Here is a 15,274-nt window from a genome sequence, read left to right on the forward strand (position 1 = left end):
TCACAATCTACAAGTACTTCAGTAAGTCAAAGTGATTCTACTTCAATTAGTAATAGTCAATCTATCAGTGCTTCTCAATCAACAAGTACTTCAGTAAGCCAGAGCGATTCTACTTCAATCAGCAATAGTCAATCAATCAGTGGATCACAATCAACAAGTACTTCAGTAAGTCAGAGCGATTCGACTTCAATTAGCAATAGTCAATCAATTAGTGCTTCACAATCTACAAGTACTTCAGTAAGTCAAAGTGATTCAACTTCAATTAGTAATAGTCAATCTATCAGTGCTTCTCAATCAACAAGTACTTCAGTAAGCCAGAGCGATTCTACTTCAATCAGCAACAGTCAATCAATCAGTGAATCACAATCAACAAGTACTTCTGTAAGCCAGAGTGATTCGACTTCAATTAGTAACAGTCAATCAACTAGTACATCAGCAAGTGAGAATGAATCTACTTCTGAATCAGTTAGTACAAGTGAAAGTACATCAGCATCTGCAAGTGATTCTGAATCTCTAAGTACTTCTGAATCAGAAAGCACATCAGCTTCATTGAGTGACAGTCAATCTGCAAGTACATCTGATTCATTGAATAGTAGTGAATCTACATCAAGCAGTGAAAGTGCTTCTACATCAGTAAGTTACGCAACTAGTGTTGCTACAAGCACTGCAGGTGGAGGAACAGCTTATCGTCAAGTTGTAGTTGATACTCGTGCTCCTTTACAAGTAGCTCCAAGAGTTAGTGAGGAAGAAGTTGTAGAGGATGATGTAACTCCTAAGGCTAAGGAAGAAACAATTGAAAAAGAAAAGATGCCTAAGTCAACATTGGATGTTGCTCATAGAGTATGGTGGTCTTGGATTCCAATCATTGGTGCTTTAATTTCTTCGAATGAGACTCGTAAGCGTCGTAAAGAAGAAAAAGAGAAGGAAAAAGAAGAAGAATCTAAAGATAAAAAGATGAAATAATGATAAAATAACAGTAACTAACTTTTAGTTGCTGTTATTTTTTTAGGAGTGGTGTTTATGAAGGAAAAGACGCATTTAGTTAGAAATCGATGTCTTTTTTCAATTGTTATTATTTTAATTTATTTTGTTTGTCATAGAATTCCATTGAATGGAATTGATATGAGTGCTTATGATAATTTAAGTTTGGATCTAGGTGCTGTATTGTCACTAGCTGTAAATGGTTCAAATAAACAATGTTATGTTATGAGTTTGGGTATTTCGCCTTATATTACAGCGAGTTTAATTGTAATGATTCTATTTGCGGTACGCTCAAAAGAGGCAAAGGCTCGAACGTCACCTAAGGCAATGAATTATTGGATTACGTCCATTACTTTTATTGTTGCGTTGGTTCAATCTATTTTTTATGCTCTTGGTTTAAAATATGTTGATCGTAATCTAATGAGTATTTTAGTAGTTATATTTGAACTGATGGCTGGTGCTAGTATTGCACAATATTTCTTAATGAAAAATCAAAAGTATGGTGTGGGTGGTTTTGCGCCGATTATCATTGTGAATATGACAGAAACTTTAGTTGGAATATTAATAAAATCTTCTCTTGACGCGTTAATGATTCCTCTAGCTATTTCTTTTGTGATGGTCATAATTATGATCTTTATGGAAATGCATGAGAAAAGAATACCTGTTCAAAGAGTGTCTGTGCATAATGTGCATGCCGAAAAGAATTATATGGCTATTAAATACAATCCAGTAGGATTTATGGCGTTAATGTTTGGTTCTGCAATTTTTATGATTCCACAATTGATTGTGGCTTTGATTCATCATTATCATAAATCTGAATTTATTAATTTTTTATTTAAGAATTTAAATATGTCTACCTTGTTTGGTATGCGTGTATATGTAGTCATGATGTTTGTGTTTACTATTCTATTAAGCTTATTATTTGTGAATCCAAAAGATTTATCGGATAACCTTCTACAAGTGGGGGATTGCATAGAGAATGTTCCTGCAGGTAAGCCTACACGTCGATATATTCGTAAATGGGTTTTAATATTGAGCTGTATTAGTGGTGGAATCATGTGTGGTTGTTTAAGTCTTTGTTTGTATTTACAGTATAAAGGTATTGTAGATGCATCAGTGGCTATGCTTCCAACTACGTTTATGATGCTTTCAGGATTTGTTTGTAGTATTTATTTAGAAATTCGTGCTTATCGTGACTTTGATTCATATAAGCCATTTATATAGGGGGTAGTATTTATGATGTATTTTGTACCTTCCTGGTATCATGGAAATGAATATAAAGAAAATGAACAATATTTTTATGTGCGTCGTGCAGTAACAGAATTTGATGATAGTGTTAAACAGATTCAGATGTTTAACCGAAATGACATTATGGATTATAAGATTTTGAATTTATCGTATAGTCCAAACTTTAGGCATTTCTTGCACCGCCAAAGTGTATTCCATGCACCTTATTGGTCTTGCTTTGATGCAGTACAAGAAATTAGACGTACAAAAGTAGATATTCTTTCCTATCATGATTTGATGTGGCCTGAACATACAGAATTTGTCTACACACCATTTTGTATTGTGGCGTATGTAAATAATAGGAAATATGCGGAAGTACATTTTGGTGAAGATGGAAATATGATTGAAGTGTTTTTATTTCAATCTGAAGTTATGATTCGTAAAAATGTATATGATGATCGTGGATTTTTATCTGTTACTATTATTTACGAGAATAATCAACCAATTTATGAACAGTATTTGGATGGAAAAGGGAATTGGAAAATGTGTCATTTCTTTGAGGATGGGCATATTGAAATCAATTCTGAGAATCCATTTTATTTGATAGATAATAAAAGACATAAGTTTAATTGCTTGAACTATGATTCCATGGAATCATTGATTGAAGAAGTATTTTCAACATATTTAGATGAAATGACTTCAACAGATGATATTTTCTGTTTGGCTATGCATGTACTACATCATGATATGTTAGAAAAATTATTTGAAAAACGTAAGACAATCTTATCTTTTTATCAAAATCGTTTGGAATTATTTGATGATGCTGAATTGAAGTCTTTGATTCAAAATACGAACTATTGTATTGTCGATTCTAAACATAAGATTTCTTTATTAGAAGATTATGCAGAAAAGAAACTTCCAATTGTAGATATTACGCCATTTGATACGCGTGCTGATTTTGGGATTAGTCAACAATTAACGGTTCAAAACATCTTGGTTCCAATTGATACGATTGAACAATCAAAATTTGAAGAATTGATTCTTTTATTCGCTAAGTATTTTGAAATAAATGAAACGGCTCGTGTTCATTTCTTTACTCGTAATGCGAATTGGGATCGTATAGATTCGGTTTTGAATTTTACTCGAGAAGTATTAAAAGTGAATGGACTAGATGAAAGATTAGCTCGTAAAGAAACGAATGATAAAGCGGAATTTGATTTAGACGAAGAAAAGAAAGTTCCAATTAAATTCTTCGTGGATCAATGTGTGGATGAATTAAGTATTTCTAAATGTATACGTGAACAGCGTATTATGGTGGATGTGACATCACGTCCAGATTTATATTTACAGATTTCATGTATTAGTAGTGCCATTCCACAAATTGTTTCTTTTAATACACAATATGTGCATGATGGAAAGAATGGCTTTATTGTCAAAGAAGTATCTGAAGTATTGAATGGTTTAAAATATTATTTGGATAATATTACGAATTGGAATAAGTGTATGATTTATTCTTATGAATTAGGTAAGGAATATAATACGGCAAGTTTAATTCGTAAGTGGAAGGGAGTTATGAAGCAAGTTGAACAAGATTAGTGTTTTACAAGTAGGAAATGAAGATTTAAGTTTAACACTTCATATTTCTGATAATGTAACTTGGAATTATGTAGACGATTTAAAAGAGGCTACAGAACGTGGTTATGATGTATGTGTTTTAAATCGTTGCGTCAATAAAGAAGAGGCATATATCTTATTAAAGAAGATTCGTGCATATACATTGTTTCTTTTGGATGATGTAGACGTAGACAAATGGACAAAATGGATTTGTACGTCAAGACGTGCGAAGGTGTTAAATATAGAAACTTTACAGGAATTTATTGATGAAGATATTCATTTATTTTATTCCTATACATATGGTGAGAAATTTGTTCCTCAAACACTATCTATTTCACAAAGCTTTAAAGGTAGTGTTTTCTGGAATGGATATTCAGGTGTTGAACTTGAAGGTGATTATGGGGATGATTTTTATCAAATCGCGTATTGGAGATATAATATCCCTCTATTTAAAGGCCAAACTTTAGATTTATGGTTAGAATATGAAAAGGATGAGTCTGTTTCGATTGAATTGAAAATCGAACAGTTTGAAGGTGGTTCACTTTCATCCTTACAGAATCGTTGGATCTATTCAGAAAAAGATTTAAGTTCAATTGTTCATTTAAGTAATGATAAGATAGACGGCCCTGTATTTATTTCTTTACTCGCAAAGGGTAAGGGGAAATTAAAAATAGTAGGTTTACATGATCGTCATTCACGTAAAGAATATGGATCATTTTTACCTGGAGGAATCCGTAAGGTTACATCCAAACGTGAAGAAGTCTTTATGTACTTTGATCCAGGAGATATGAAACCACCTTTGAATGTGTATTTTAGTGGTTATAAGACGCAAGAAGGTTTTGAAGGCTTCTATATGATGCGTAATATGGGAGCACCATTTTTGTTGATATCTGAAGCTCGATTAGAGGGTGGAGCCTTCTATTTGGGAGACAAAGAATATGAGAATCTTATTGTGTCTGGTATCCAAGATTGTTTGAAACAATTAGGTTTTGATAGGTCACAATTGATTTTGTCTGGACTTTCTATGGGAACCTTTGGCGCTTTATATAATGGTTGTAAATTAAGGCCACATGCGATTTTATTAGGTAAACCATTGGCTAGTTTAGGAGATATAGCTAGAAACGAGCGTATTTCTAGACCGGGAGGTTTCCCAACTTCTTTAGATGTGTTGTCAAAAAATTGTGGAGATATGAGTGAACAATCTATGGATGTATTGAATCATCGCTTTTGGGATTTGTTTGATCAAACGGATTGGTCTCAAACTAAATTTATCATTTCATATATGCTTGAAGATGATTATGATATGACGGCCTATGATCGTTTGATTTCACATATTGATGATATTGGTGTAGAAATTATTGGTAAGGGTGTTCATGGAAGACATAATGATGATACGTATAGTATTGTTGCGTGGTTTAAGAATCAATATGATGGTATTTTGAAGTCAGATTTTGGTAGAGGTGATTTAGATGAAGAATAAGGCTTGGAAAGTAGTATGGAATGAAGATACTTTTGGAACTTATCTTTATGGATCTAAAATCTGGTTTCATTCTCGTGAAGATATTGAATTTGAAAATGAATTAATGCCTCCAGGAACGGTTATTAAAGAGTGGTATTCCAAAGTAAATTATCAAATGATGCGTACAGAGCCATCTCTTCCAATTATTGATGGAGAGAGTTCTTATCATATTCAAGTGAATATGAGTGATTTTGAATCGTATTTAATACGAATGGTATTTTATGATCGTTATGAAAATGAGGCGGGTACACTAATTATTCGTGAACCGGAAATGGATTTTAAGTGTCCTTTAAAGACATATAGCTATCGTGTGCAGCTGATTAATGCGGGTGGTACTAAGATGCATTTTCATTCTTTTGTGATTACAGAAAAGGAAGGGTAAAATGAATAAAATTGATAAGAGATTACACTTTCTTTTGGGTAAAGTCAAAGAGGAGTGTAAAAAGGTTAAAGAACTTAGTAATTATGAATTGAAGAATAAAACGTTGGAATTCAAAGAACGTTTACATAATGGAGAAACAACAGATGATCTTCTTCCAGAAGCGTTTGCGGTGTGTTGTGAAGCCGATTATCGTGTATTAGGTATGTTTCCTTATGATGTACAGATTTTAGGTGGTATTGCACTTCATTTGTGCTATTTATGCGAAATGAATACGGGTGAAGGAAAAACTTTAACGGCAACAATGCCTATGTACTTAAATGGATTGACAGGAAAAAGTTCGATTTTGGTTACGGCAAATGAATATTTGGCCATTCGTGATGCCGAAGAGATGGGTCAGGTTTATAAGTTTTTAGGTTTGAGTGTAGAAGCGGGTGTAAAGCGTGATACAAATGAAAAGTTAGACAATGATTCAAAAAAGGATGTCTATAATGCGGATATTGTATATACAACGCATGGTGCACTTGGATTTGATTATTTATTAAATAACTTAGTACAGTCTAAAGAAGATCGTTTTATGCGAGACTTCTATTACGTAATTATTGATGAGGCGGATTCTGTATTATTAGATAGTGCAAGTATGCCTCTAGTTATTTCGGGTTCTCCTCGTGTTCAATCCAATTTATATGGTATTACTGATTTTTTTGTGACAACCTTAGTCGAAGATGTTCACTATGAAATTGAAGATAAAAAGGTATGGTTAACTAATAAAGGAATTGAATATGCGAAGCGTTATTTCCGTATTGAAAATTTATATAGTAAAGAAAATTTTGATGTTTTAAGACATGTTGTACTGGCATTAAGAGCTCATTTCTTAATGGAAAAAGATGTGGATTACGTCGCAACCGATGAGGGAGAAATTGTTCTTTTGGACAAGAGTACGGGGCGTAAAATGAAGGGTATGAAGCTTCGTGGAGGTTCTCATCAGGCTATTGAAGAAAAGGAACATTTGAAATTAAGTCAAGAACAGCGTTCGGTTGCTTCTATTACGTATCAAAACTTATTTAATTTATTTCCGAAGATGTCAGGTATGAGTGGTACAATCAAGGATGGTAAAGAGGAGCTTTTAGAAGTCTATAATAAAAGAGTGGTTGTGATTCCTCCGCGTAAGCCAATGATTCGTAAGGATATGCCGGACAAGTATTTTAAAACGAGTGAAGAACAGTTTGATGCGGTCATTCAGGAAACGGTTAAAAGACATAAAACTGGACAGCCTGTATTATTGATTGCTTCTTTAATTTCGGATACGGAAATGTTGTCAAAATTATTGGTTCAAGAAAATATTGAGCATAGTGTATTGAATGCGAATAATGCGTTCTGGGAAGCGGAAATCATTAAAGAGGCTGGTCAGAAAAATGTTGTGACAGTAGCTACTAGTATGGCTGGTCGTGGTACAGATATTCATTTGGGTCCGGGTGTTAAAGAACTTGGGGGCTTATGTGTATTAGGAATTGGTAGAATGAGTAATACACGTGATGAAAGACAGGCTAGAGGTCGTGCAGGACGTCAAGGAGAGCCAGGTGTATCCATTTTCTATACTTCATTAGAGGATGATGTATGTACGATTTTAGGTGAAGATTTCTTAGAGAAGTATATTGATAAAGGAAGATATATTTCTAAGCATCGAATCAAGAAATTAATAAATAAATCGCAAAAAATCAAGGATGAGTCGAGTGTTTCCCAAAGAAAAAGTTCAGTGGATTATGATAGTGTTATGAAGCGTCAAAGAACGATTATGTATAAGACAAGAAATGATTTGTTGGATGGAAAAAGTTTGGATGAGAATGTCTTGATTCAAATTTATAAACAGAATATCAATGAATATTTAAAAGAAAATAAGAAGATGGATGATTTTACAATGAACCGCTATATTTTGGATAATTTATCATATAGAATTAAAGAGCTTTCTGTTCCTTCAAAGAATCGAAAAGAGTATTTAAAAAATTATGCGGATATGGCATTTAAGGATAAGAAACAAGTATTGGGGAATCGTTTCTCTGAATATTGTCGTGTTTGTACATTAAAAGCTTTAGATGATGGTTGGATTGAAGAGGTTGACTACTTGCAGCAGTTGCAGGCAGCAATTTCTGGTCGTTCTACAGCGCAGCGTAATCTTTTATATGAATACCAAAGGGAGGCAAGACTTTCTTTTAGAGATATGGAAAAATCGATTAAAAAGGCGATGATTCGTAATATTTTATTGGGAGAAGTCTCATTTGGTAAAGACAATGAAATGATTATATTGTATCCTTAAAGAAAGGAGTTTTTGGGGTTATGATTTATAATTTTAATTTAGGCATTGGCTGGGCAAGTAGTGGTGTTGAATATGCCCAGATCTATCGTGCTCGGATGTTTCGTAATATTGGTGTCGATGCCAAGTTTGTGTTTACAGATATGTTTCCTTCTGAAAATATGGAACATATGACGAAGAATATTGGTTTTTTAGATTCGGAAGTTATTTGGCTATATACATTCTTTACGGATTTTAAAACAGCACCTGTTACATATACTTTAAGTGATTTAGAAAAGACATTTAGTAATACGGAATACACTAAATCTAGAGAAGGTAAGATTTGTCGTTATGTGTTTGGTGGAAGTAATAACTTTTATACAGCTTATATGGTCAATGATCATGATGATTTTGTGCATCGTGTTGAATTGGTTTCAAATGGATGTTTAATTCGTAAGGATTATTTTACCTATGGACGTGTATATTCAGAATATTATGCGCCATTAGATAATGCAGCACATTTATATCATCGTCGTTTCTTTAATGAAAATGGTAGTGTTGCCTATGAAGAAATCATTGATGATGATCGTGTGATGTATAAATTTAAAGATAAGATTCTTTGTTCAAAAGAGGAATTTGTAGGATATATGGTATCTCAATTACATTTAACGAAAGATGATGTCGTATTAATTGATCGTTCTACAGATATTGGTCAATCCATTCTAATGAATTGTAAGCCGGCAAGAGTGGGTACAGTCGTACATGCGGATCACTTTAGTGAAAAGGATACAAATGACGATTATATCTTATGGAATAATTTCTATGAATATGAATTTAATATGCATAAACATATTGATTTCTATATTTGTTCAACACAAGCACAGAGTGATTTGATGGTTCAACAATTTGAAAAATATTATGGTGTAACACCTTGTGTATATACCATTCCAGTAGGATCATTACCAGAATTAAAATATCCTAGTTCTACTCGTAAACCTTATTCATTAATTACGGCAAGTCGTTTGGCTAGTGAAAAACATGTGGATTGGATTTGTAAGGCTGTTATTCAAGCGCGCACTGAAGTGCCAGAATTATCGTTGGATATTTATGGTGAGGGTGGCGAAAAATCAAAGCTTGAAACGATTATTCGAGAAAATAATGCATCGAGTTATATTCATTTAATGGGGCAACATGATTTGAGTGAAGTGTATCAGAATTATGAGGCTTATGTTGCGGGAAGTACAAGTGAAGGTTTTGGACTGACTTTAATGGAAGCGGTTGGTGGAGGACTACCAATCATTGGTTTTGATGTTCGTTATGGAAATCCTACATTTGTTCGTGATGGCGAAAATGGATATTTAATACCTTTACCTGAAGAGGATAAGGATCGAATTGAAGCTTTAAGAAAGCGTATCGTTGATTTATTTAAACAAGACTTAGAGAAGTGTCATTCTGTATCTTATTTGGTAGCAAAGGATTTCTTAACTTCAAATGTACAGGAAAAATGGAGGGAAGCTGTATGTTAGAAACTCCAGTTTTATTATTAGAAAATTTTGACGAAGATAGTCAAATGTTGTATCAAAGCTTTAGAACTTCTGGCTTTGATGGTCCAGTTCTAACTTTTAGTGATGAAGGCTTTTTACCAGATGATGTGACAAGTATTTATACGTATTATTGTGGTAAAAAAGAAGGTGGTAAAGCTCGCTATTTCAATCAAATTGATGTACCGGATTATTGGGAAATCAAGGCGAGTAATTCCGGGGGTCAAGTCTTTGATTTGAATCATGAAAGAGGAAAGATTTTCTTCGCATCTCCTTTACATAAAAGACTTGTGAAGATTGTAGATTGGTATGATGATACGCATGTAGCTCGTGTTAGTGATCACTATAATAAATATGGTTTCATGTATGCCAAGACAATTTTTAATAAAAAAGGTCAATTGGTATCTCGTAGTTACTATGATGCTTCAGGCAATGAAAAAGTAGTAGAGAACTTTGTCACACATGACATTATTTTAAATCAGAACGATAAGGTATATATCTTTAAGAATAAAGTGGAATTTGCGAAACATTTATTTACTGAATTGGATATTTACCCAACTCGATTATTCTACAACTCCTTATCAAATCCGTTCTTTGTATCGGAAAGCTTAGAAGATCGAGAACATAGTGATGTCTTATTCTGGCAAGAAGGATATCGTGAAGATATTCCTGGTAATATGCAGGTTATCTTGGATGGGCATTCTAGAAGAACTTCAAAGATCTATGTTCAGAAAAAGGAAGCTTATGAAAAGCTTATTGAATTAGGGGCAAATAGGGATATTGTGAAACCACTTGGTTTTGTCTATAATTTTGAAAAAGAGAATGGACATTCTAATAATATCTTGATTTGTACAAATTCAGACCATATTGAAAAGTTGAATGAACTAGTTGTGGGTATGCCAAATATGAAATTTCATGTTTGTGCATTAACAGAAATGTCACAAAAGTTGATGTCTTTTGAAAAATATGATAATGTACATTTGTATCCAGGATGTAAGGCGAGTGAAATACTGAATTTGTTTAACACATGCGATTATTTTTTAGATATCAATTATGAAAATGAAATCGTAGATGCCACTAAAGAAGCATTCTTACATAACCTATTGATTCTTGGATTTAATCAAACGATTCATAATCGTAAGTATGTATTGCCAGATTTTGTCTTTGATGCGAATGATTATCAGAACATGATCCGTGTTATTCTTGATGCATCCCATCTAGATATGAATCTAGAAAGACAGCGTAATGTGGCAATGACACAAAATGTGCAAGATTATAAAAATGTTTAGAAGGGAAGAGATTTATGTTTAGTACATTTAACACATTGATGGTTATTATTGTTTTGGAGGTAATTTGTTGTCTATATAGCCTTGCGTTGGCTTATATGAGCGATAAAAAGTTTGGCAAGATCTTAAACTTCTTATTGGCTGCCATTTGGGCAATTGCAGCCATCTTAAACGTAGTTGGTTTTTAAGGCTTAGAATAAAATCTAAGCCTTTTTCTTGGGGAGAGTTATGCTAGATCAAATAATAAAAAAAATACAAAATAATCCTATCAGTTATGAAGGGTATCTTGAATATGGCAAATATTTAGAAAATGTGAATTTAAGACAAGCTTATTTAAGCTATGAGAATGCACTATTTTATTGCCATGATGAAATAATTCATAATAAAATCCAAAATAAATTAGATGAAATCACATATCGTCAAGGTAAAGTAGAACCAGCATCGATTGTGATTTTAAGTTACAACAACCGTCAATTAACTCAACAATGTATTGAAAGTATTCGAGAAACAACACCAGAATCGGCAAGAGAAATCGTAATTGTAGATAACAATTCACAAGATGATAGTGTTGAATATCTTAGACAACAAGATGATATTGTGTTAATTGAAAATGATTTTAATGCAGGATTTCCTGGTGGTTGTAACATTGGAATCAAAGCCTCTAAAAAAAAGAATGATATCTTCTTATTAAATAATGACACGATTTTATGTGCCAATAGTTTATATACTTTACGTATGGGACTTTATGAAAAAGAAAATTATGGATCTGCAGGTTCTGTGACAAACAATTGTGCAAATTTACAATCCGTATTTAAAAGTGATTCTATTGACGAATTAAAAGAATTTGGCTTAAAAAATAATGTTGTGAATAAAAGAAGCGAAATTAAGCTAATGTTGGTGGCTTTTGCGGTATTGATTAAACGACATGTACTAGAAAAAGTCGGTTATTTGGATGAAAGATTTTTCCCTGGTAATTTTGAAGATGATGATATATCGTTACGTATTTTAAAAGAAAATTATCAAAATGTATTAGTCTACAATTCATTTATAATTCATTTAGGCACTGTATCATTTAAAAAAGTGGATTATAACAGTATATTAATGAAAAATTATGACAAATTAGTAGATAAATATAATTTTAATGAGGATAATTGTTTTTTCTGTTTTACACATTCTGAATCAAACGAAGCTTTTTACTTGAATCGAATTAAAGAAGTAGAGAAAGAGAATGGTAAAATATTGGTCGTTAAAAGTGATCTAGGAGCGGCTATACTTCATGCTGCTTATTTATATCCTCAATTTGAATTTTATGGCTTAAATAATACAGTTTCATGTGCTACTATATCTACTCATTTAGAAGGAGTGAATATAGAACATTATTTTGATATCGAGAATAATCCGTTTAAATCTATTAAATTTGATTTTATTGTATTCGACAGTACTGTTATTCAAAAGGATGAATTTGAAAAATATATAACTGTATTAAAAAATATGATGAATGAGGATGGTAAAATGTTGATTAGGGCAAAAAATCAATCATTTTATATGAATTGGTATTCGATTTTAAAGGGTGAAACTGATTCTGGATTTAATCAAAATTCAATATATTGTAAAGATGTAAATTCTATGCTTTCAAAGCTAGATTTAAATGTTAAAACTTGGATCTTCTATTATGTAGATATACCAAATGAAATTAGGGAAGAAATTGATGCTATTCAAAATGTTGTTGGTATTCAAAATCGTATTGCTGTTGAAAATGTAGGCTACATTGTATATAAATGAGTTGTCTATATAGCCTTGCGTTGGCTTATATGAGCGATAAAAAGTTTGGTAAGATCTTAAACTTCTTATTGGCAGCTATTTGGGCAATTGCCGCTATCTTAAATGTAGTTGGATTCTAGTTTAACAAATGTGTCGTTCTTTCTGGTATGGAGAGAACGACTTTTTTAATAGAATAGAGTATAATAGTTTCAGGAGGATTTAATTATGATCTTAGTTATTGTTATTGTTGTTGTTTTAGTTTTATTAGTACTATTCTTTATGTCTAGCTACAATAAACTTGTTCGTTTATCTAATAGAGTGGATGAAGGCTTCTCTACAATGGATGTGTATCTAAAGAAGCGTTTTGATTTGATTCCTAACTTAGTTGAAACGGTAAAGGGATATGCGAAACATGAGGCTGAAACATTGAGTTCTGTTATTGCTCAAAGAAATATGGCAAAAACATCAAAGGATGTGATGGATAGTGAAAACAAAATCACAAATGCGATTCAGGGAATTTTTGCGGTGGCTGAACAATATCCGGATTTAAAGGCTAACACAAATTTTATGGATCTTCAAAACCAATTGAAGCATGTCGAAGAGGATATCGCAAATTCTCGTAAATACTACAATGCCTTAGTTCGTGAATATAATGATGTGATTATGAGTGTTCCTACAAATATTGTTGCAGGATTATTCCATTTTGAAAAGAAAACGATGTTTGAAGTGGCCAATGCTTCTGAAAGAGAAAATGTTCAAGTTAAATTTTAAGAGGGTCTTTGCCTTCTTATTCGCATTCATCCTTTGTTTTGGATGTATCGATGTATATGCTGATGATGGTGGGTATACGATTGATGACTATAAAGTAAATGCGATATATCATTCAAACAATACGATTGATGTAAAAGAAGTGATTAATGTTAATTTTTCAAGCAATCGTCATGGAATCTATCGTAATATTCCGGAAACGATGTATGTCAATCGGGATGAAAAGTATAAGTTAAGTATTAAGAATATTACGGTTCTAAATGATGAATATGAAGTGGATTATGATTCTGGAAATCGTGTGATTCAAATTGGGAGTGAAGACTATACGATCATTGGCCCACATACCTATACCTTGACTTATACGATTGTGATTCCAGAAGATTATCATTCCAATTTGGATTTTATTTATTATTCTGTGCTTGGAAATAATTGGGATACCACAATCAATCATTTTAGTTTTGATATTCAATTTGAAAAGGCTTTGACAGAAAAAGAGATGTCAAATATTCAAGTCTTTAGTGGAAACTTAGGAAATCAATCGAATGATTTAAATGTGACCCCAATCATTACTTCGACTTCTATTAGTGGTTCTGCCTATGATATTGGTCCTAAACAAGCCATTACAATCTTTAGCAAATTAAGAAAGAACTACTTTGTTGGGGCTAAACAAACCACTTCAAAAGTACCATTTGTCTTTTTAGGATTGGCCATTCTATTTGGTTTATATAGCTTAGTTCGTTGTCTTCTTTTAAAGAAAACGCATATTACTCCAATCGTGAATTTCTATCCACCAAAAGATATGGATCCTGCCATGGTTGGAACGATTGTCGATGAATCCGTGGATCAAGAGGATTTGATGGCATTGATTCCATATTGGGCTAGCAAGGGATATTTAACCATTTCTGAAACTTCGGATGATTTGATTCTAACGAAGGTAGAGGGTCATGAACCACCGGTTTTAAATCATCAGAAAAAGATTTATAAAGGCTTGTTCAAATATAAAGACAGTGTTAAATTGTCTAAGCTATCAAGTGATTTTGGGAAGGCTATAAATGATGCCAAGGAAGCCTTGAATAATGAGTTTAGTGGCGATAAGAAATTATCAAAAATTGATCATGGCTTTGTGACAACCATTCTAGCTATGATTTGTATGATTGTATGTATCTTATTTAATACTCGATATAGTATTGTTGATAATTTAATTGAAACCATTTTAGCAACATTTACCTTTGTGATTATGATGGTCATGAACTATTCTGCAGCCGCTTCTAGTGTATTTAATAAGAATAAACTAGGGATATTAAAGAAAGCATTGAGTGTGGCTCTAGTCTTGGTTGTTGTTTACTTTATCTATCGTCAGACACAATCCATTGTTTCTATAGTTTCCTTTGAATTTATGGTAATTGGAATTGTCGCAACAACATTGCCTATTCTATTTAGTTCAAAATTTAATGTGGTGAGTGACTACTTTAAAAGTGTAGCTGGCGATTTATTAGGCTTTAAAGACTTTATTGAAAAGGCTGAGGTACCACAATTGGAAAGATTATCAGAAGAGAATCCTTCGTATTATTATGATGTTATTCCCTATGCGATGGTTTTTGGATTATCTGAAATGTGGACAAAGAAATTTAGTACGATTCCTTTGGCACAACCAGATTGGTATGATTCATACTATTCAGATCCTTATACTTCTTATTTCTACTATAGAATGCTGACAAGAAGTATGTATGAACCAATCCATCAAAATTTATTGGATTATCAAACAGAACAAATGAAAAGTACAGCGGACAGCATGGGCTCTAGCTTTGGTGGCTTCTCTGGTGGAGGCGCCGGTGGCGGAGGCGGCGGAAGCTGGTAAGAGATGAACCGTGTATTGTGGTAAGTGTTATGCACCTACATTTTCTTGGT

At 32.8% G+C, this 15,274-nt stretch carries 11 protein-coding genes and 1 pseudogene; all 12 read left to right on the top strand.

What is annotated here, in order from left to right; translation table 11 throughout:
• A pseudogene (locus tag DWY01_RS11470) lies at nt 1-963 on the top strand (serine-rich repeat glycoprotein adhesin SasA); the annotation flags it as partial.
• Between the two features lie 57 nt (nt 964-1,020).
• Nucleotides 1,021-2,205, top strand: a complete 1,185-nt coding sequence (locus DWY01_RS01665) for a hypothetical protein (RefSeq protein WP_117992606.1) — start codon at nt 1,021-1,023, stop codon at nt 2,203-2,205.
• Nucleotides 2,206-2,217: 12 nt separating this feature from the next.
• Nucleotides 2,218-3,804: an accessory Sec system protein Asp1 gene (asp1, locus tag DWY01_RS01670; protein ID WP_117992607.1), complete on the top strand. Its 1,587-nt coding sequence runs from the start codon at nt 2,218-2,220 to the stop codon at nt 3,802-3,804.
• Nucleotides 3,791-5,302, top strand: a complete 1,512-nt coding sequence (asp2, locus tag DWY01_RS01675; RefSeq protein ID WP_117992608.1) for an accessory Sec system protein Asp2 — start codon at nt 3,791-3,793, stop codon at nt 5,300-5,302. The genes asp1 and asp2 overlap by 14 nt, the downstream gene beginning before the upstream one ends.
• Nucleotides 5,292-5,723 (top strand): accessory Sec system protein Asp3, encoded by a 432-nt coding sequence (gene asp3 / locus DWY01_RS01680; protein WP_117992609.1) that lies wholly within the window; start codon nt 5,292-5,294, stop codon nt 5,721-5,723. Before asp2 ends, asp3 begins: the two co-directional genes overlap by 11 nt.
• A 1-nt stretch (nt 5,724) precedes the next feature.
• Nucleotides 5,725-8,034 (top strand): accessory Sec system translocase SecA2, encoded by a 2,310-nt coding sequence (gene secA2, locus DWY01_RS01685; RefSeq protein ID WP_117992610.1) that lies wholly within the window; start codon nt 5,725-5,727, stop codon nt 8,032-8,034.
• 20 nt (nt 8,035-8,054) lie between these two features.
• Nucleotides 8,055-9,536: an accessory Sec system glycosyltransferase GtfA gene (gtfA, locus tag DWY01_RS01690; RefSeq protein ID WP_117992611.1), complete on the top strand. Its 1,482-nt coding sequence runs from the start codon at nt 8,055-8,057 to the stop codon at nt 9,534-9,536.
• Nucleotides 9,530-10,840, top strand: a complete 1,311-nt coding sequence (gene gtfB / locus DWY01_RS01695) for an accessory Sec system glycosylation chaperone GtfB (protein ID WP_117992612.1) — start codon at nt 9,530-9,532, stop codon at nt 10,838-10,840. Before gtfA ends, gtfB begins: the two co-directional genes overlap by 7 nt.
• A 14-nt stretch (nt 10,841-10,854) precedes the next feature.
• Nucleotides 10,855-11,025, top strand: a complete 171-nt coding sequence (locus DWY01_RS11475) for a hypothetical protein (RefSeq protein WP_158553633.1) — start codon at nt 10,855-10,857, stop codon at nt 11,023-11,025.
• Between the two features lie 40 nt (nt 11,026-11,065).
• A complete protein-coding gene (locus tag DWY01_RS01700; RefSeq protein WP_117992613.1) occupies nt 11,066-12,619 on the top strand; it encodes a glycosyltransferase family 2 protein in 1,554 nt (517 codons plus the stop codon).
• A 204-nt stretch (nt 12,620-12,823) separates the two neighbouring features.
• Nucleotides 12,824-13,369: a LemA family protein gene (locus tag DWY01_RS01705; RefSeq protein ID WP_117992614.1), complete on the top strand. Its 546-nt coding sequence runs from the start codon at nt 12,824-12,826 to the stop codon at nt 13,367-13,369.
• Nucleotides 13,350-15,224 (top strand): DUF2207 domain-containing protein, encoded by a 1,875-nt coding sequence (locus DWY01_RS01710; RefSeq protein WP_158553634.1) that lies wholly within the window; start codon nt 13,350-13,352, stop codon nt 15,222-15,224. The genes DWY01_RS01705 and DWY01_RS01710 overlap by 20 nt, the downstream gene beginning before the upstream one ends.
• Nucleotides 15,225-15,274 lie beyond the last annotated feature (50 nt).

The organism is Eubacterium sp. AF22-8LB, assembly GCF_003458715.1.
In the GTDB taxonomy this organism is placed as follows: domain Bacteria; phylum Bacillota_I; class Bacilli_A; order Erysipelotrichales; family Erysipelotrichaceae; genus Holdemanella.